This is a genomic window from Pseudomonas sp. NPDC087336, from assembly GCF_044744285.1.
In the GTDB taxonomy this organism is placed as follows: Bacteria; Pseudomonadota; Gammaproteobacteria; order Pseudomonadales; family Pseudomonadaceae; genus Aquipseudomonas.
The window spans coordinates 57,914-74,470 of sequence record NZ_JBIUYA010000030.1 but is presented as its reverse complement, the minus strand read 5'-3'; the positions used below and the strand labels follow the sequence as shown (position 1 = coordinate 74,470).

At 60.7% G+C, this 16,557-nt stretch carries 15 protein-coding genes and 1 pseudogene; 3 read left to right on the top strand and 13 right to left on the bottom strand.

Annotated features, from left to right (window positions below):
- Positions 1–160: 160 nt before the first annotated feature.
- From ACIO0C_RS25080 to ACIO0C_RS25065, 4 genes and pseudogenes are all read right to left on the bottom strand, one after another.
- Positions 161–1,024 (bottom strand): efflux RND transporter periplasmic adaptor subunit, encoded by an 864-nt coding sequence (locus tag ACIO0C_RS25080; RefSeq protein ID WP_401316041.1) that lies wholly within the window; start codon positions 1,022–1,024, stop codon positions 161–163.
- A 10-nt stretch (positions 1,025–1,034) separates the two neighbouring features.
- A complete protein-coding gene (locus ACIO0C_RS25075) occupies positions 1,035–1,241 on the bottom strand; it encodes a DUF1656 domain-containing protein (RefSeq protein WP_401316039.1) in 207 nt (68 codons plus the stop codon).
- Positions 1,228–3,215: pseudogene (locus ACIO0C_RS25070) on the bottom strand (FUSC family protein). The gene ACIO0C_RS25075 and the pseudogene ACIO0C_RS25070 overlap by 14 nt, the downstream one beginning before the upstream one ends.
- Positions 3,216–3,373: 158 nt before the next feature.
- The gene (locus ACIO0C_RS25065) at positions 3,374–3,841 is read right to left on the bottom strand and encodes a PA2169 family four-helix-bundle protein (protein WP_401316036.1); all 468 of its coding nucleotides are present in this window, start codon (positions 3,839–3,841) and stop codon (positions 3,374–3,376) included.
- Between the two features lie 204 nt (positions 3,842–4,045).
- Here ACIO0C_RS25065 and ACIO0C_RS25060 point away from each other — a divergent pair, with 204 nt between their 5' ends.
- Both ACIO0C_RS25060 and ACIO0C_RS25055 read left to right on the top strand, forming a co-directional pair.
- Positions 4,046–4,282: a DUF3820 family protein gene (locus tag ACIO0C_RS25060; protein WP_008056784.1), complete on the top strand. Its 237-nt coding sequence runs from the start codon at positions 4,046–4,048 to the stop codon at positions 4,280–4,282.
- A gap of 24 nt (positions 4,283–4,306) precedes the next feature.
- The gene (locus ACIO0C_RS25055; protein WP_401316033.1) at positions 4,307–5,488 is read left to right on the top strand and encodes an aminotransferase class V-fold PLP-dependent enzyme; all 1,182 of its coding nucleotides are present in this window, start codon (positions 4,307–4,309) and stop codon (positions 5,486–5,488) included.
- A 102-nt stretch (positions 5,489–5,590) separates the two neighbouring features.
- On the opposite strand, the gene ACIO0C_RS25050 is transcribed toward ACIO0C_RS25055, so the two are convergent.
- From ACIO0C_RS25050 to zwf, 3 genes are read right to left on the bottom strand one after another with little or no spacing between them, the layout of a single operon-like run.
- A complete protein-coding gene (locus tag ACIO0C_RS25050; RefSeq protein WP_020797030.1) occupies positions 5,591–6,256 on the bottom strand; it encodes a bifunctional 4-hydroxy-2-oxoglutarate aldolase/2-dehydro-3-deoxy-phosphogluconate aldolase in 666 nt (221 codons plus the stop codon).
- Positions 6,257–6,273: 17 nt separating this feature from the next.
- Positions 6,274–6,987, bottom strand: coding sequence for a 6-phosphogluconolactonase (gene pgl / locus ACIO0C_RS25045; protein WP_401316029.1), 714 nt, complete (start codon positions 6,985–6,987; stop codon positions 6,274–6,276).
- Positions 6,974–8,443, bottom strand: coding sequence for a glucose-6-phosphate dehydrogenase (gene zwf / locus ACIO0C_RS25040; protein WP_401316027.1), 1,470 nt, complete (start codon positions 8,441–8,443; stop codon positions 6,974–6,976). Before zwf ends, pgl begins: the two co-directional genes overlap by 14 nt.
- A 226-nt stretch (positions 8,444–8,669) precedes the next feature.
- Here zwf and ACIO0C_RS25035 point away from each other — a divergent pair, with 226 nt between their 5' ends.
- Positions 8,670–9,530: a MurR/RpiR family transcriptional regulator gene (locus ACIO0C_RS25035; protein WP_170948639.1), complete on the top strand. Its 861-nt coding sequence runs from the start codon at positions 8,670–8,672 to the stop codon at positions 9,528–9,530.
- A 111-nt stretch (positions 9,531–9,641) separates the two neighbouring features.
- On the opposite strand, the gene ACIO0C_RS25030 is transcribed toward ACIO0C_RS25035, so the two are convergent.
- The 6 genes from ACIO0C_RS25030 to ACIO0C_RS25005 all read right to left on the bottom strand — a co-directional run bounded on the left by ACIO0C_RS25030 (position 9,642) and on the right by ACIO0C_RS25005 (position 16,492).
- Positions 9,642–10,493 carry a D-hexose-6-phosphate mutarotase gene (locus tag ACIO0C_RS25030; protein ID WP_401316024.1) on the bottom strand — a complete coding sequence of 284 codons (852 nt, stop codon included), beginning with the start codon at positions 10,491–10,493 and terminating at the stop codon, positions 9,642–9,644.
- 113 nt (positions 10,494–10,606) lie between these two features.
- Entirely contained in the window at positions 10,607–11,953 is a 1,347-nt protein-coding gene (locus tag ACIO0C_RS25025; RefSeq protein ID WP_401316022.1) for a carbohydrate porin, read from the bottom strand.
- A 148-nt stretch (positions 11,954–12,101) separates the two neighbouring features.
- The gene (locus ACIO0C_RS25020; protein WP_401316020.1) at positions 12,102–13,262 is read right to left on the bottom strand and encodes an ABC transporter ATP-binding protein; all 1,161 of its coding nucleotides are present in this window, start codon (positions 13,260–13,262) and stop codon (positions 12,102–12,104) included.
- 3 nt (positions 13,263–13,265) lie between these two features.
- Complete coding sequence (locus tag ACIO0C_RS25015) at positions 13,266–14,111, bottom strand: carbohydrate ABC transporter permease (protein WP_401316017.1); 846 nt, start codon at positions 14,109–14,111, stop codon at positions 13,266–13,268.
- Entirely contained in the window at positions 14,104–15,012 is a 909-nt protein-coding gene (locus ACIO0C_RS25010; RefSeq protein WP_008056768.1) for a carbohydrate ABC transporter permease, read from the bottom strand. Before ACIO0C_RS25010 ends, ACIO0C_RS25015 begins: the two co-directional genes overlap by 8 nt.
- A gap of 181 nt (positions 15,013–15,193) precedes the next feature.
- Positions 15,194–16,492 carry an ABC transporter substrate-binding protein gene (locus ACIO0C_RS25005; RefSeq protein WP_401316013.1) on the bottom strand — a complete coding sequence of 433 codons (1,299 nt, stop codon included), beginning with the start codon at positions 16,490–16,492 and terminating at the stop codon, positions 15,194–15,196.
- Positions 16,493–16,557 lie beyond the last annotated feature (65 nt).

Here is a 16,557-nt window from a genome sequence, read left to right as displayed (position 1 = left end):
GAAAAGCTGAAGGCTGCCCAAGGCAGCCTTCAGCTATGAAACATGTTTACCGGACACTAGTGACGCTCTGCGTGGGAATGCCTCAACGGACGCTCCGCGTTCGGCTTTGAAGGGACGCGGAGCGTCCCGGGCTGCATTCCCACGCGGAGCGTGGGAACGATCACTGTGAACCCTCCTGCACCTGCACGCTCGCCGTCATCCCCGCACTCAAGTTGAGCCCTTCAGGCACATGGTCGAGTTTGATCCGCACCGGTATCCGTTGCGCCAACCGAACCCAGTTGAACGTCGGCTCGACTTCCGCCAACAACTGGCCATCCGGCGTGGTATTGCGGTCGGTAATGCCGCGACTGATGCTTTCCACCCGCCCTTGCAAGGCATCTCCGGCGCTCATCAACCAGACTTTCACCGGATCGCCGACACGAATGCGCGGCAGTTTGGTTTCTTCGAAATACGCCTGCACATAAAAGGTCGAGTCATCGATAAGGGCCATCACCGATTGCCCGGCGTTCACATAGTTGCCCTGGGCCAGGCGCAGGTTGGTGATGTGGCCGTTGCGCGGTGCATGGACCTGGCTGCGGTCCAGATTGATTTGCGCGGCCTTGACTTCGGCCTGGGCTTCGCGCAGCTCGCCACGGGCGATGCCGGCGTTGATCTGCGCGTTTTCCCGCAGTTCCGCACTGATCGCCTGCGGCCCGAGACTGGCGCGTCGGCTGGCTTCGCGTTCGCGTAGATTGAGTTGCTGCTGGCGGGTCTGCACCACGGCCTGGGCCTTTTCCAGCGCGGCTTCGAAACGGTCGCGGTCGATGCTCAGCAACAGGTCGCCGGCCTTGACCTGCTGGTTGTCGTAGGCCTTGAGCTCGCGCACCCAGCCTGACACATCCGGGGAAATCACCACCACGTCGGCACGGATGCGCGCGTCGCGGGTCCAGGGGGTCAGCATGTAGTACTGCCACAAATGCCCACCTGCAAAAATCGCCACCGCCACCAGGCACAGGGTGACTGCGACACGTACGGAGGTACGCATATTCAACTCCTTACAAAGGTCCGAGGACGACGGTGATCGCGGTCAATACGCAGACGTACAAGGCGCAATCGAATAACGCTTCATGCCAGATCCAGCGGCTCACCGGCGTCAGGCGCAACAACAGGCGCAAGGCGCCGGTCACCAGAAGTGCCAGCACCACATAAATCAGGAACGGGCTGAGCAGCACGCCGCCCACCGACCACTCACGCAAGCCCATCGACTTCCTCCTGCTGGCGGCACCAGGCGCGCCAGCTGTTTTGCAATTGCAGCACCGCACCCTGGGCCAGTTTCACCGCATCGCCGGGGGGCAAGGCGTACAAAGTTTGCAGCAACGCTGCGCTCGGCTCGGCCAATGCCTCGGCGCGACTGCCAGCGGGGCCTTGGCGCAGGATCTTTTCCAGATCATCGAGGTAACGCCGTTGCGGCTCCGTGACCGGTACCTGCGCCACTGCCAGGCTCAAGCGCAGATGTAGCAACTCATCGCCGATGTCCAGGCCGAGCAAGCCGTCGTCCCAACGACTGCGCGCCGGTTCCGGCAGTTCCGGATAATGCCGAGCCAGTTGCAGCAAGCGGTCGGCCATGCGCCCGCCGAACCAGCTTTCGGCGCCGGCCAGGTTGCGCCGGGTCAGGCGCACCAAATCGTCCAGGGTAGCCGCCAGCAGGCGTCGACCATGCCAGGCCGGGTCGCGCAGGATCAGCAAATGGAACGCCAGCACGGCCGCACCGACACCGATCACCATGGCCTGCGCGCTGTTGAAGAACGTCGCGACGTCGAACTGCATCTGGTTCAACGGTGCGACCAACACGATGAAATGCAGGCAAAACGAGGTGGCCGTAGCGCCGATCTGCGCCTTGCCATGCCCAGTGCGCCGAAAAACAGCGGTACCCCCATGGCCAGGCAGAGCATCGCGAAACTGCTCCATTGCGGCAGTAGAATTTGCCCGACGATAAACGCCGCCGGAATGGCCAGAAAAATACCCCGCATAAAACTCATGCCAATCTGCGCACCGTTCTCACGACTGGCAAACAGGCTGCATACCACGCAGGTCAACACCAGCGCACCGGCGGCAGCGGGCCAGGCGGTTGCCAGCCAAAAGCACGACACCACCAGGAAGGCCAGTGCGCTGCGGGCGCCAAACACCAGTGCCAGGGACAGATCGCGGTGCGGTGTCAGGGTTCTCGGCGGATCGAGTGTTTCACCGCCCTGCTCCACCGCTTTCAACGCCGCGTTTGCCGCCAGGGCGGTATCCATCAACAAGGTGAAACGGACCAGGCAGTAACTCTGCGCAGAACTGATGCCCTGATCATGGGAAGCATCGAGCAAACGCGGGCGCAAGGCTTGCAGGGTCGCGGCATCGGCACTGGTCAGCGCCTCCTGAACCTGGTTCATCCAGGGCAACAACTGCTCGGATTCTTGCGGCGCCAACTGCTTCCACTGCCTGCGCACCGAACGGGCAATACGCAACAGCATCAACAGTTTCTGACTCAGGCCACTGATGGCCCGCGCGCGTTGGCGGCCGCGGCTGCCTTCGAACCAGGCGTGTTCGCGCTGGGCGTCCACCGCGACGATTCTTCCGAGAATCTCCAGCAGCCCCTTGCGCGCCTGAGAATCACCGGCCAGGGTCGCCTGCGCCGCATAGATGCCGCTTTGCCAGGCAGCGCGGGCCTGATCCGCCAATTGCCGCTCGACCCGCAGCGGCCAGAGCAAGGCACTGCTGGCCGTGGCGCAGATAATCCCCAGGCAGATTTCCGTGCAACGCGCCACTGCCTGGTCGAACACCGTCAGCGGATGATTGATGGCGGGCAAGGCAATGATCGCCACCGTGTAGCCGGCGAGCACAAATGAATAGGACCAGGCGCTGCGCAACAACGTTGAGCTGGCGGTACACAGCCCTAGCCACAACGCCAGCGCCAACAGGAACAGCCAGGGCGTCTGGGCGAAGACGCCCATGAACACCACCGACATGATGGTCCCGACCAATGTCCCCAGCAGCCGCGCCAAGCCTTTTTGCAGGACCATCCCCGACAACGGCTGGGCCACGATGAAGGCCGTCATCAACGCCCAGGCCGGTTGCTCCAGGCCCCAGCGCAACGCAAGCCACAGCGCAATGCCCCCGCCGATCAAGGTCTTGATCGCGAATTGCACGGCGCGGCGGTCAGGCAGGAACAGGGCCTGCAAAGTGATAGGCACGGAATGGACTCTTGGGAGGACGATTTAACGATAGTCGGCCTGGGCCGTGTAACTTGAAAAAACAAATTATTAGCTAGCTATCTATATCCCGTCCAGCAGTAAATCCATAACACAAAAAAACGCCAGGCTGGCTGGCGTTTTTGACAGCTAACGAACGCTTACGAGCGTGCGCGAGCCTGGTTACGCAGGGCTTTTACCTGGTCGTGATTGCGTTGTACGCCGTGGTACTGGCGCTCAACGATGTCACGAATGCCCACCAGGTTGTGCTTGTTGATTTTTTCCATGGCGTCCCGGTAGGCCTTCAGCGCATGGTCTTCACCACGCTCGGCTTCATTGAGCACCGCCTCTTCGTCCTTGCCGGTGAACATCGCCTTCACATCGACCCAGCGCCGGTGCAAATCACCGCTGACACTGGTGGAGGTTTCCGGATCGCCACCCAGGGAACGCACGGCGCTCTGCAGTTCTGCCGCCGCCGCGGCGCAATCGGCCGAGCGTTGCACGAACAGGGTTTTGAGTTCAGGGTGCTTGATGTCTTCAGCGCAAGTCTTGAACCCTTCCTGACCGTCCTTGCTGGTTTCAATCAGGTCGTTGAGTACAGAAATCGCTTCTTTATTCATGTCGGTCATTTTTCAATTCCTTGCGGGTTGATGAAAGATGCAATAGGTATTGCACTCGTCATGCCAGCTCGAAGCTGATCAGTAATTTGTTATTTTTCAACAACTTAAGATCAACCAAGGAATTCGTATCCGTTTTATTTGCATGAACTGTCATTTGGCCTGCATGCAGAATGCCTGTATTTTCCAGACTGAATGATTCAAGGCGACAGATTGATGAACCCCGAAAAGCTCGAACTGCTGATTACTCGTCAAATGCCCTTCGGCAAATACAAGGGCCGAATCATCGCCGACCTGCCCGGCCCTTACCTCAACTGGTTCGCCCGCGAAGGTTTCCCCCACGGCGAACTGGGTGGCTTGCTGGCCCTGATGCAGGAAATCGATCACAACGGCTTGTCCGAGTTGCTCGAACCCTTGCGCGCCAAACATGGCAAACCCGCTCCCCGTCATTGAAATCCCCCACTCATCGAGTAACCCATGCCCGATAACACCCGCCGCGCCCGTGATGAAGCTTTCTGGCGAACCTTTGCCGACCGCTACGATGTCCAACCCGGCCCGATCAACCTGGAAAACGGTTACTTCGGGCGTATGTCGCGCACGGTGGTCGAGGAATACCAACGCAACATCGAGTTGATCAACCGCAGCAACTCGGTGTATGTGCGCCAGCGTTTCGAACAGGGCGAGAGCCAAAAGATCAGCTCGCAGGTGGCCGGTTTGATTGGCGTTGCCGCAGAGAGCGTCGCCCTCACCCGCAACGCGACGGATGGGCTGCAATCGTTGATCCGCAACTACAACCGCTTGCAGCCAGGCGACCAGGTGCTGTTCAGCGACCTGGAGTACGACACGGTCAAGGGCGCCTTGCGCTGGCTGGCGCGCAACCGCGGCGTCGAAGTGATCGAGATCGAACACCCGCATCCCGCCAGTTTCGACAGCCTGCTGAGCGCCTACCGCGACGCCTTCACGCGCTACCCGCGACTCAAGCTGATGGCCCTGACCCACGTCACCCACCGCACCGGCCTGGTGATGCCGGTCCAGGCAATTGCAGCCGCCGCCAGGGAACATGGCATCGACGTGATCCTCGACGGCGCCCATGCACTGGGCCAGTTCGAATTCGACCTCAATGAGCTGGGTATCGACTTCGCCGCCTACAACCTGCACAAGTGGATCGGTGCGCCGCTGACCCTGGGTTTCATCTACATCGCCCCCGGGCGCCTGGCCGACATCGACCCGGACATGGGCGAGATGCATTTCCCGGTAACCGACATCCGCGCCCGCACCCCCTACAGCACACCGAACATTCCAGCCTTGCTGACCCTGCCGCTGGTGATCGAGGAACATCATGCGATGGGCGGTTCCGCCGCCAAGGGTGCGCGGCTCAACTACTTGCGCAACCTGTGGGTAAGACCGGCTCGCGAGCTACCGGGGATCGAAGTCATGACGCCGGATGACCCCAGGCTGTATTGCGGCATCACGTCGATGCGTTTTGTCGCTCATGCCGAGCAGCAGCCGATGGTCGAGCGTTTGCTACGCGACTACAACCTGTTCACCGTAGTGCGCAGCGGTGCGGCCTGTGGTCCGTGTATCCGCATCACGCCGGGGCTGACCACCACCGCGGCTGACATGATGCTGTTGACCACGGCTCTCACAGAACTGCGCTGACCTGCCGGTTCATCAACCTTTTCTCGGGGCAAAAAAAACGGTGCACCGACCAAGCGCACCGTAAAGCCGTGAAACACACAACTACGTGTCAGGTAAAGCTGATCAGTCCAGCAGCGCCAAGGCCTCGGCGGTACATTCCTGAATGCGGGCCCAGTCGCCGTTCTTGATCCACTCCGGATCAAGCATCCAGCTACCGCCCACGCACATGACGTTTTTCAACGCCATGTAGCTCTTGATATTGGCAGGTCCCACGCCACCGGTCGGGCAGAATTTCACTTCGCCGAACGGGCCGCCCAGGGCTTTGATGGCCGCGACGCCACCGCTGACTTCTGCCGGGAACAGTTTGAAGCGGCGATAGCCCAGGCCGTAGCCTTCCATGATGCCCGAGGCGTTGCTGATGCCTGGCAACAACGGAATCGGGCTGGCAACGCTGGCTTCCAGCAGGTCGCGGGTAATGCCTGGCGTGACGATGAACTGCGAACCCGCGGCTTCGGCTGCGGCCAGCATGTGGCGATCGAGCACGGTGCCAGCACCGGTCACCAGCTCCGGGCGTTGCTCACGCAGGACCTGGATCGCCTTGAGGCCGAACTGCGAGCGCAAGGTCACTTCCAGGGCGGTCAGGCCACCGGCCGCCAGGGCGTCGGCCAGCGGCAGGATGTCCTGTTCGCGGGCAATGGTAATCACCGGCAGGATCCGCGCCTTGGCGCAGAGGCTGTCGATCAGGGCAACTTTATCCGCCATGGAAACGGTCGGGGATGGGTTTGTCATAGCGGCTGTTCCTTGGCTCATGGGCACCAGTAAATCTCTAACGTGGGTTGCAGAAAGGCGCGCACCGGCATTTCGGCGACATCGTCACCGGCCAGCGCGAAACTCAGGGTGGTCAGCTTGGAATGACCGGAAATCGACAGGATCTTGTGCTTGGCCGAGGCCAGCAGCGCACGGCTCATGGTCAGGCGCTGGTGTGGCACGGTCGGCGCCAGCATCGGGTAGCAGCGACGGGTACCGTCGGCCTGCAGCGCTTCGGCAAGATTCGGGCTGCCGGGGAATAGTGATGCGGTGTGGCCGTCATCCCCCATGCCCAGCACCAGCACGTCGATCACCGGCAGTTCGGAAAGCAAACGATCGGCGTGCTCGGCAGCCAGCTCAAGGTTGGCGCTGGCGCTGTACAAGCTCAGGAACTGAGCCTTGGCCGCGGGCCCCTGCAACAGGTATTTTTTCAGCAGGCCGGCATTGCTGTCGGCATGCTCGACCGGCACCCAACGCTCGTCGGCGAGGCTGACCACCACGTTCGACCAGTCCAGCGCCTGCTTGGCCAGGTGCTGGAAGAACGCCACCGGGCTGCGGCCACCGGAAACCACCAGGGTCGCCGTGCCTTGGGTATCAATGGCATCGCTCAGCTGTTTGGCCACATTCAGGGCCAGGCTTTCAGCCAGCAAAACCGGGCTCTTGAACGCATGTGCGTGAACGCCCTTGGGCAGTTTCAAATCAGATATCGCCATACCACGACCTCCCGTCCCGCGTGATCAGAGCAATGGAACTCATGGGGCCCCAGGACCCGGCCGCGTACGGCTTGGGCGCATCACCGGATTTTTTCCACCCGGCGATCAACTGGTCACACCACTTCCACGCGGCTTCGATTTCATCTTTACGGACAAACAGGTTCTGATTGCCGCGCATCACTTCCAGCAACAACCGCTCGTAGGCATCGGGAATCCGTGCGCTGCGCCAGGTGTCGGAAAAATTCAGCTGCAACGGGCCGCTGCGCAGCTGCATGCCCTTGTCCAGGCCTTGTTCCTTGGTCATCACGCGCAAGGAAATGCCTTCGTCCGGTTGCAGGCGGATAATCAGCTTGTTGCTGATCTGCAGGCGCTGCTCGGGAGCGAAAATGTAGTGCGACGGTTCCTTGAAGTGGATGACGATCTGCGACAGCTTCTGCGGCATGCGCTTGCCGGTACGCAGGTAAAACGGCACGCCGGCCCAGCGCCAGTTGCGGATATCGGCACGCAGGGCGACGAAGGTCTCGGTGTCGCTCTGGGTGTTGGAATTGGGTTCTTCCAGGTAACCGGGTACCGGTTTGCCTTCGCTGTAGCCGGCGATGTACTGGCCACGCACCACCTGGGTGGTCAGGCCTTCCGGGCTGATCGGCGCCAGTGCCTTGAGCACTTTGACTTTCTCGTCGCGGATGCTGTCGGCGGACAGGTCGGCCGGCGGGTCCATGGCGATCAGGCAGAGCAGTTGCAGCAGGTGGTTCTGGATCATGTCGCGCAGCTGGCCGGCCTTGTCGAAGTAGCCCCAGCGGCCTTCGATGCCGACCTTCTCGGCCACGGTGATTTCCACGTGGGAGATGTAGTTCTGGTTCCACTGGGTTTCGAACAGGCTGTTGGCAAAGCGCAGGGCGATCAGGTTCTGCACGGTTTCCTTGCCCAGATAGTGGTCGATGCGATAGGTGCGGTTCTCCGGGAAGAACTGTGCCACGGCGTCATTGACCTTGCGCGAGGATTCCAGGTCCGAACCGATGGGTTTTTCCAGCACCACGCGGGTGTTTTCTGCCAGGCCGACCTTGGCCAGGTTCTCGCAGATCGCGCCGTAGACCGCTGCCGGCGTGGCGAAATAGGCGATGACCCGTTGCGCGCTGCCGGCCGCTTCCGCCAGGGCCACGTAGTCTTCGGCCTTGAGGAAGTCGACGTGCAAGTAGCTCAGGCGTGCGAGGAAACGCTCGGCCACGGCTTCGTCCAGCTCTTTGGCACCGACGTAGCGGCGCAGCTCGGACGTGATGAACGCCAGATGCTCGTGCTCGCTGCCAGGCTCACGGGCCAGCGCGATGATCCGCGTGTCCTCGTGCAAGAGGCCTGCGCCGTCGAGTTGATAGAGGGCAGGAAACAGCTTGCGAAGGGCCAGATCGCCCAAAGCGCCGAACAAGGCAAAGGTGCACGGTTCAACCGTAATCGAAGGCATGATGTTTGTTCTTTTATCAAGTTAAGCTACAAATACCTTTTTTCAAGGCATCACTCAAGGGAAAATGTAGTAATAACCACAACATTTTCGCAAAATACAGATTCCGAGTGGTGGTCGGTCGGAGCCATCAGTAGGATAGGCCACCGTTACGGGCCTCATCAAAGGCCCTTTTTGCATTAGCCGCGCGCTTGTTGGCGCAGGTGTAAAGGATACTTATATGGACCGCGTGCGAAATTTACTGGAGCAGATCCAGAATCGCCTTGAAGAGCTGAACAAGGCCGAACGCAAAGTGGCCGAGGTGATCCTGCTCAATCCACAGCAGGCCACCCGATTCAGCATCGCCGCCCTCGCCCAAGCCGCCTCGGTCAGCGAGCCGACGGTCAACCGTTTCTGCCGTTCATTCGGCGTCAGCGGTTACCCCGAGCTCAAGCTGCAACTGGCCCAGAGCCTGGCCAGTGGCGCCGCCTACGTCAGCCGTGCGGTGGAAGCCGATGACAACCCTGAAGCCTACACGCAGAAAATCTTCGGCAGCGCCATCGCCTCCCTGGACAGCGCTTGCCAGGCCCTGGACCCGAACCTGATCAGCCGCGCCGTCGACCTGTTGATCCAGGCCCGGCAGATCCACTTCTTCGGCCTCGGCGCCTCGGCCCCGGTGGCGCTGGATGCGCAGCACAAGTTCTTCCGCTTCAACCTGGCCGTGACCGCCCATGCCGATGTACTGATGCAGCGCATGATTGCCTCGGTGGCCCATACCGGCGAGTTGTTCGTGATCATTTCCTACACCGGCCGCACCCGCGAACTGGTGGAAGTGGCACGCATCGCCCGGGAGAACGGTGCTTCGGTGCTGGGCCTGACCGCCGAGAACTCGCCCCTGGCCAAGGCCAGTACCTTGAGTCTGAACATTCCGCTGCCGGAAGACACCGACATCTACATGCCGATGACCTCGCGGATCATCCAGCTGACCGTGCTGGACGTGCTCGCCACCGGCATGACTTTGCGCCGTGGGGTGGATTTCCAGCCGCATTTGCGCAAGATCAAGGAGAGCTTGAATGCCAGCCGGTATCCGGTTGGAGATGAGTTCAACTAGTTCTCTATGGAGATCGTTCCCACGCTCTGCGTGGGAATGCAGCCCGTGACGCTCCGCGTCACTGGACGCGGAGCGTCCCTTGAGGCATTCCCACGCAGAGCGTGGGAACGATCACCCCACCCGCGCCTGCAAACTCAAATGCGCCCGCTCCCCTGGTTTCAGGCACAAGCTGTCGGTGCCGCCGCTTGCTGCCTCTACGCATACGAATTCCGATATCTCATTCCAGCTCACCCCCAGCAACGGCCGTGACCCCGGATGCCAGACCACCGTGTCCGCCGTGTCGCCGGTATCGATGCACAACGCCCTCTCCCAGGCGTGATCGTTGAGCTGCAGTTCACCGTCATGCTGGAACACCCGCTGACAACCGCCATCGACGCGCAACTCGCCTTCCTGCTGGCAAATCTGCCGGCTCAACTGGTCATAACCCTGTGCGCCCTCGAGCCCAGACAGCGCTATCTCACTGACATCGCCAATACGCCAGTAAGCGTGCAAGGCCTGGCTCAATTGGCACGGCATGTCGTCCTGATGCTCGGTGCTCAGGCGCAACTCCATGCGCTCGCCCAGATGCGCGTACAGGTCCACCTGCCAGTCGCACAGCTCAAGCCGCCAGTGCAGGCGCACGCCATCGTCATCGCTACTGCTGTCGATCAACTTCCAGTCGAGTAAACGCGCCCAACCATGGGACGGCCAGGCGTTTTCGCTCGGATGACGGCCATACCACGGCCAGCACACCGGCACGCCACCGCGAATGGCCCCGACCTGCGGCCACTTCGCTGCGCACCACAGCCAGGGTTTCTGACCCTTGGGCTGAAAGTGCAGCAACTGCGCGCCCTGACGACTGAACACCGCCTGACACAGCGGATGATCGATCACCAACACGTCGCGCTTCTGATAGCGCTCCCATGCGAACACCGGCCGTTCACGCAAGGATTTGAAGAAGCGTTGTAGCGGATGCTCAAGCATGTGCCACGGTCCTGAAAATCATCTGTTACCGGGGTGCGCGGCCCGCAAAAAAAAGCGGACAGCCATGGCCGTCCGCAAAATGCGCACATAGAGAGGAGCTTATCGCAGTCGCGTTAGAACACCGACTGAATTTTCAGGCCGGCGACCAAAGCGTTATCGACTTCATCCACACCACCCGGGTGAGTGATGTATTGCAGGTTGGGACGCACGGTCAGCCAGTTGGTCACGTGGAAACCGTAGTTGAGCTCGTAGTTGTATTCGGTGTCACGCAGCGGCGAGAACAGCGGATCGTTGTAGTCGCTGACGCCATTGGAGGCGTTGACCAGCTCGGCATTTTTCTTCACGTCATCGTTGACATGGATACGGGCGAAACCGATCCCCAGGTCATCTTTGGGACGGGCATCGAACGGCCCTTTGTACACAAACATCAGCGACTGGTAGTTGTCGACGATGTTGGTGTCCTTGTCGTGGAACGTGGCGTTGGCGGCAATGTTCAGACCGCGGGTCGCGTCACCGTTATGGCTGGTGAGTTGCTGTTGTGCAACGAACCAGTAGCCGTGCTTGCTGCTGTGGCTGCGATAGGCGTTGCCGCTGGTGGCCGCATCATTGCCGTTGTCGTCCTCGATAACGTCATCGGCGCTGGCCGTGCTCTTGTAGTAACCGACACGGTATTCGCCCGGCAGGTTGCCGGGGTTTGGCAACCACACCAGTTCGACCGGCAGGACGGTGCCTTCGGTACCACTGCCGCTGAGCTTGAAGCCGTTGCCGTGCTCCAGTTGCGAGGGGTTCTGGTTGTACGCGCCGATCTGCGCATAGAACTCAGGCGAGATGTTCCACTTCAGGCGGATAGCGGCCTGGCTGACCGGCCAGTTGTACCAGATGTTGGTGGCCCAGTTGCCCACCTGGGAGCCGCAGAACGCCAGGTTCTGGAACTCGCAAGGGAAGCTGTTGAAGTCTTCGCCTTCGCCGAAGTAACCGGCCTTGATGTCGAGTTTATTGTCGAGGAACTGATGCTTGATCCACAACTGGGTCAGCCGAACCATATGCCCACGACCGTAGACTTCCTGGGAGGAACTCAAGGTGCCGGCACGCGGGTCGCCGATACGGTCATTGGAGATGTTTTCACCGTTACGGTTGGTAAGCTGGATCTTGGCCTGGGTGTTGTCCCAGCCAAACAGCTTCTCCAGGTCCAGCGCCGCGCCCAGGCCAAACTGGTCACTGTAGCGCGCAGTCTTGTCATCGTTGAACCCGCCGTGAAGGTTGCCGCCCACTTCACCGACGTAGTCCATCTTGATGTCGATGCCTTGCTCGATCAGCCGGGTCCGTTCGCCACCCCAATCGCCGGTCATCCATTCGGAATCGGCGCTAAACGCTTCAGCCGCGTGCACGCTGGCGGCCAGCATCATGGCCGCAACGGCCGATAACTGGCAGATAAGCTGAGCGCTGTTGTTCTTCTTCATCCCTACTTCCTCGTCTTATTGTTATTAACTTTTTTGTTTAACGCGGTTACGACGGTTACCCCCTGTAGGAGCTGGCTTGCCAGCGAACCAGGCGACGCGGTGTATCGGGCACACCGCCTTCGCCGGCAAGCCGGCTCCTACAATGATTTCAGCGGCCTTTGAATTGGGCGACGTTGGCCGTGTGCGATTCGCTTTTCGGCAGGCCGGCAACCCCCAGGCGTTCGCCGGTCTTGGCATCGAACAGCAGCACTTTCGATGGATCGAATTGCAATGTCAGGGTCTCGCCCACCGCTGGCGCAACATCGGGCGCCAGGCGGCAGCAGACCTTGGTGTCGTTGAGATTGACGAAAACCAAGGTGTCCGGCCCGGTCGGTTCGGTGACCTGGACTTCGGCGCGAATGGTCGGCAAACCGTTGGCTTCACCGTTGCCCAGCACGATCTGCTCCGGGCGCATGCCGAGGATCACTTCGCGGTCTTCCAGACCGGCGTCCTGCATGCCAAGCGGCAATTCGCAACGGGCCTGGCCGCTGTCGAGCAGCGCCAACAGGCGACCATCCTTGCGCTGCAAACGCAGGGGGATGAAGTTCATCGGCGGCGAACCGATGAAGCTCGCCACGAACAGGTTGGCCGGGTTGTTGTAAATATCTTTCGGCGTGCCGAACTGCTGGATGATTCCGTCCTTCATCACCGCCACCTTGTCGCCCAAGGTCATGGCTTCGATCTGGTCGTGGGTCACGTACACCGTGGTGGTTTTCAGGCGTTGGTGCATCAGTTTCATTTCGGTGCGCATCTCGACCCGCAGCTTGGCGTCGAGGTTGGACAGCGGTTCGTCGAACAGATAAATCTTCGGTCGCCGCGCCAGGGCACGGCCCATGGCCACGCGCTGTTGCTGGCCACCGGAGAGTTGGCCCGGCTTGCGGCTGAGCAGGTGCTCGATCTGCAGCAGCTTGGACACCCGAGCGACTTCTTCGTCGATTTCCGCGGTCGGCATCTTGCGAATCTTCAGGCCGAAGGCGATGTTGTCGCGCACGCTCATGGTCGGGTACAGCGCGTAGGACTGGAACACCATGGCGATGTCGCGATCCTTCGGGCTCATGCCGCTGATGTCGGCGTCGTCCACCAGGATCGCGCCGCCGCTGATGGTTTCCAGGCCGGCGATGCAGTTCATCAAAGTGGATTTGCCGCAGCCGGACGGGCCGACCAGGATCAGGAATTCCCCGTCATCGATCTTCAGTTCGATGTTCTTCAGGGTGTCCGGCAAACCGGCGCCGTAGGTCTTGTTGACGTTGCGTAATTCGAGAGTTGCCATGTTCTACCCCTTGACCGCGCCGGACGTCAGCCCACGCAGGAAATACTTGCCAGCGAATATGTAGACCAGCAGTGTCGGCAGCCCGGCGATCATCGCGGCGGCCATATCAACGTTGTATTCCTTGGCCCCGGTGCTGGTGTTGACCAGGTTGTTCAGGGCCACGGTAATTGGCTGGGCATCGCCACTGGCGAAGACCACGCCGAACAGGAAGTCATTCCAGATCTGGGTGAACTGCCAGATCAGGCAGACCATCACGATCGGGATCGACATCGGCAGCAGGATCTTCCAGAAGATCATGAAGAAGCCCGCGCCATCGAGCCGTGCGGCCTTGACCAGCGCATCCGGAATGCTCACGTAGTAGTTGCGGAAGAACAGCGTGGTGAACGCCAGGCCGTAGACCACGTGCACCAGCACAAGGCCCGTGGTGGTGTTGGCCAGGCCGAACTTGCCGAGGGTGAACGACGCCGGCAGCAGCACGGTCTGGAACGGCAGGAAGCAACCGAACAACAACAGGCCGAAGAACAGCTGCGAGCCACGGAAGCGCCACATCGACAGCACGTAGCCGTTCATGGCACCGATAAAGGTGGAGATCAGCACCGCCGGCACGGTGATTTTCACCGAGTTCCAGAAGTAGCCGCCGACCACGTCCCAGGCCTTGATCCAGCCGATGCCGTCGATCACGGACGGCCAGCTCAAGAGGTTGCCGGTGCGGATGTCTTCCGGGGTCTTGAAGCTGGTCAGGAGCATCACGATCAACGGGATCAGGTACACCGCGGCAGCCAGCAACAAGGTTGCATAGATGGCGATGCGGCTGAAGCTGAGCGCCGGTTTTCCGAGTTGATTAGTCATGGCGTTTACCTCGCAGCTCGGAGTACAGGTACGGCACGAGGATGGTCAGCACGGCGCCGAGCATCAGCATGGCGCTGGCCGAACCGATGCCCATCTGGCCACGGCTGAAGGTGAAGGAATACATGAACATCGCCGGCAGGTCGGAGGAGTAACCCGGACCGCCCGCGGTCATTGCCGCGACCAGGTCGAAGCTCTTGATCGCGATGTGCGCCAGGATCATGAAGGCACTGAAGAACACCGGGCGCAGGCTCGGCAGTACGATCTTCAAGTAGATGGTCGGCAAGCTCGCACCGTCGACTTGCGCGGCACGGATGATCGACTGATCGACACCGCGCAGGCCGGCGAGGAACATCGCCATCACGAACCCGGAGGCTTGCCACACGGCGGCGATCACCAGACAGTAGACCACGCGATCCTGATCCACCAGCCAGTCCAGGCGAAAGCCTTCCCAGCCCCAGTCACGCAGCATCTTGTCCAGGCCCAGGCCCGGGTTGAGCAGCCACTTCCACGCGGTACCGGTGACGATCATCGACAGCGCCATCGGGTACAGGTAGATGGTGCGGATGAAGCCCTCCTTGCGAATGCGCTGGTCCAGCAGCACGGCGAGAAACACGCCCAGCACCAGGCTGATGCCGATGAACATGCCGCCGAACAGCGCCAGGTTCTTGCTCGCGACCCACCAGCGGTCGTTGTCCATCAGGCGCATGTATTGCTGCAGGCCGACCCACTTGTAGCTCGGCATGAAGCTGGAGTTGGTGAAGGACAGTATGAATGTCCAGATGATGTAACCGTAGAAGCCAACCAACACGATCAGCATGCTCGGCGCCAGTACCAATTTGGGTAGCCAGCGTTGCAGCGCATCGAACGGTGAGGCTTTGCTGAAAACCGCCACAGAGCTCATCGGGATAATCCAGGTTAGAGAAATGATCGACACGCCGATCCCTTGTGGAACAGGACCCTGTGGGAGTTGGCTTGCCAGCGATGGGATCAACCGGGTTCAGAGCCAAACCGAGTCGCCTGCATCGCTGGCAAGCCAGCTCCCACACAATCCCATTCCATCCAGGATCAGGTGGTGTCAGAAGTTACTGGGCCGCTTTGACCGCGGAAGCCAGTTGTGCGCTGGCCTTGGCCGGGTCGGCGTCCTTGTCGTTCATGAAGTTGGTGACCACGTCGAAGATCGCGCCTTGCACGGCCAGGGAGGTGGCCATGTTGTGCGCCATGCTCGGTTGCAGGCCGCCGTTCTTCTCGTCCGCCAGGAAGTCCTTGGCCGCCGCTTGGGCGCAGGAGTCGAAGCCCTGCCCGGCCATGTCGTTCAACATGTCGGTACGCACCGGGATCGAGCCCTTGTTGATGCTGAAGACTTTCTGGAAGTCTTTACCCAGGGCGACCTTGGCCAGGTCTTGCTGGGCGGCGATGTCGCCCTTGCGATCAGCTTTCAACTTGAACACAGCCATCGAGTCGATGTTGTAGGTGAAGGCTTTCTCGGTGCCCGGGAACGCCACGCACTGGTAGTCCTTGCCAGCGACTTTGTTCGCAGCGGTCCATTCGCTCTTGGCCCAGTCACCCATCATCTGCATGCCGGCCTTGCCGTTGATCACGTCGGCGGCGGCGATGTTCCAGTCACGACCGGCGCGGTTCGGGTCCATGTAGGTGGTGATTTTTTTCAGCTCGGTGAAGGCCTTGGTCATCTCGGCGCCCGAGAGGGTTTTCTGATCCAGGTCTACCAGGGCTTTCTTGTAACCGTCGGCGCCCATGACCGAGAGCACCACGTCTTCGAACACGGTGCTGTCCTGCCAAGGCTGGCCGCCGTGGGCGAGCGCGATAAAGCCGGCGGCTTTCAGCTTGTCGCCAGCGGCATAGAATTCTTCGAGGGTGGTCGGGGCTTTGTCGATCCCGGCTTTCTTGAACACCTGCGGGTTGATCCACAGCCAGTTGACGCGGTGGATGTTCACCGGCACGGCGACGTAATCGCCTTCGTATTTCACGGTGTCGGAGACTTTCACAGGCAGCAGGCCATCCCAGTTTTCCGACTTGGCAACGTCTTTGAGGGTGTCGGTACTGAGCAGGCCGGTGCTGCCCCACTCCTGGATGTCCGGGCCTTTGATCTGGGCAACGCCTGGTGGGTTACCCGCTACGGCGCGGCTCTTGAGCACGGTCATGGCCGTGGAACCACCACCACCGGCGACTGCGCCGTCCTTCCAGGTGAAGCCGTCTTTTTCGACTTGGGCCTTGAGGACATCGACCGCTGCTTTTTCGCCACCCGACGTCCACCAGTGAACGACTTCCACGGAACCTTTGGATTCGGCGGCAAGCACACTGAGCGGGAGCGCAGACAGGGAGACGAGAGAAATGACAGTAGCGAGGCGAGAAATCGCATTCATCTTGGAAGTACCTTTCTTGTTGTTATGCATGCAAGTCTGGTGCTTGCGCTGCAGAGGATTTTAAA

What these genes read in the sequence shown, in the direction of transcription:
- pgl (WP_401316029.1), bottom strand. Translation starts at nt 6,987, where the DNA reads ATGGCGATATCTGATTTGAAACTGCCCAAGGGCGTTCACGCACATGCG.
- ACIO0C_RS25030 (WP_401316024.1), bottom strand. Translation starts at nt 10,493, where the DNA reads ATGCTTGAGCATCCGCTACAACGCTTCTTCAAATCCTTGCGTGAACGG.
- ACIO0C_RS25010 (WP_008056768.1), bottom strand. Translation starts at nt 15,012, where the DNA reads ATGAGCTCTGTGGCGGTTTTCAGCAAAGCCTCACCGTTCGATGCGCTG.
- ACIO0C_RS25065 (WP_401316036.1), bottom strand. Translation starts at nt 3,841, where the DNA reads ATGACCGACATGAATAAAGAAGCGATTTCTGTACTCAACGACCTGATT.
- ACIO0C_RS25080 (WP_401316041.1), bottom strand. Translation starts at nt 1,024, where the DNA reads ATGCGTACCTCCGTACGTGTCGCAGTCACCCTGTGCCTGGTGGCGGTG.
- zwf (WP_401316027.1), bottom strand. Translation starts at nt 8,443, where the DNA reads ATGCCTTCGATTACGGTTGAACCGTGCACCTTTGCCTTGTTCGGCGCT.
- ACIO0C_RS25025 (WP_401316022.1), bottom strand. Translation starts at nt 11,953, where the DNA reads ATGAAGAAGAACAACAGCGCTCAGCTTATCTGCCAGTTATCGGCCGTT.
- ACIO0C_RS25060 (WP_008056784.1), top strand. Translation starts at nt 4,046, where the DNA reads ATGAACCCCGAAAAGCTCGAACTGCTGATTACTCGTCAAATGCCCTTC.
- ACIO0C_RS25050 (WP_020797030.1), bottom strand. Translation starts at nt 6,256, where the DNA reads ATGACAAACCCATCCCCGACCGTTTCCATGGCGGATAAAGTTGCCCTG.
- ACIO0C_RS25015 (WP_401316017.1), bottom strand. Translation starts at nt 14,111, where the DNA reads ATGACTAATCAACTCGGAAAACCGGCGCTCAGCTTCAGCCGCATCGCC.
- ACIO0C_RS25075 (WP_401316039.1), bottom strand. Translation starts at nt 1,241, where the DNA reads ATGGGCTTGCGTGAGTGGTCGGTGGGCGGCGTGCTGCTCAGCCCGTTC.
- ACIO0C_RS25020 (WP_401316020.1), bottom strand. Translation starts at nt 13,262, where the DNA reads ATGGCAACTCTCGAATTACGCAACGTCAACAAGACCTACGGCGCCGGT.
- ACIO0C_RS25055 (WP_401316033.1), top strand. Translation starts at nt 4,307, where the DNA reads ATGCCCGATAACACCCGCCGCGCCCGTGATGAAGCTTTCTGGCGAACC.
- ACIO0C_RS25005 (WP_401316013.1), bottom strand. Translation starts at nt 16,492, where the DNA reads ATGAATGCGATTTCTCGCCTCGCTACTGTCATTTCTCTCGTCTCCCTG.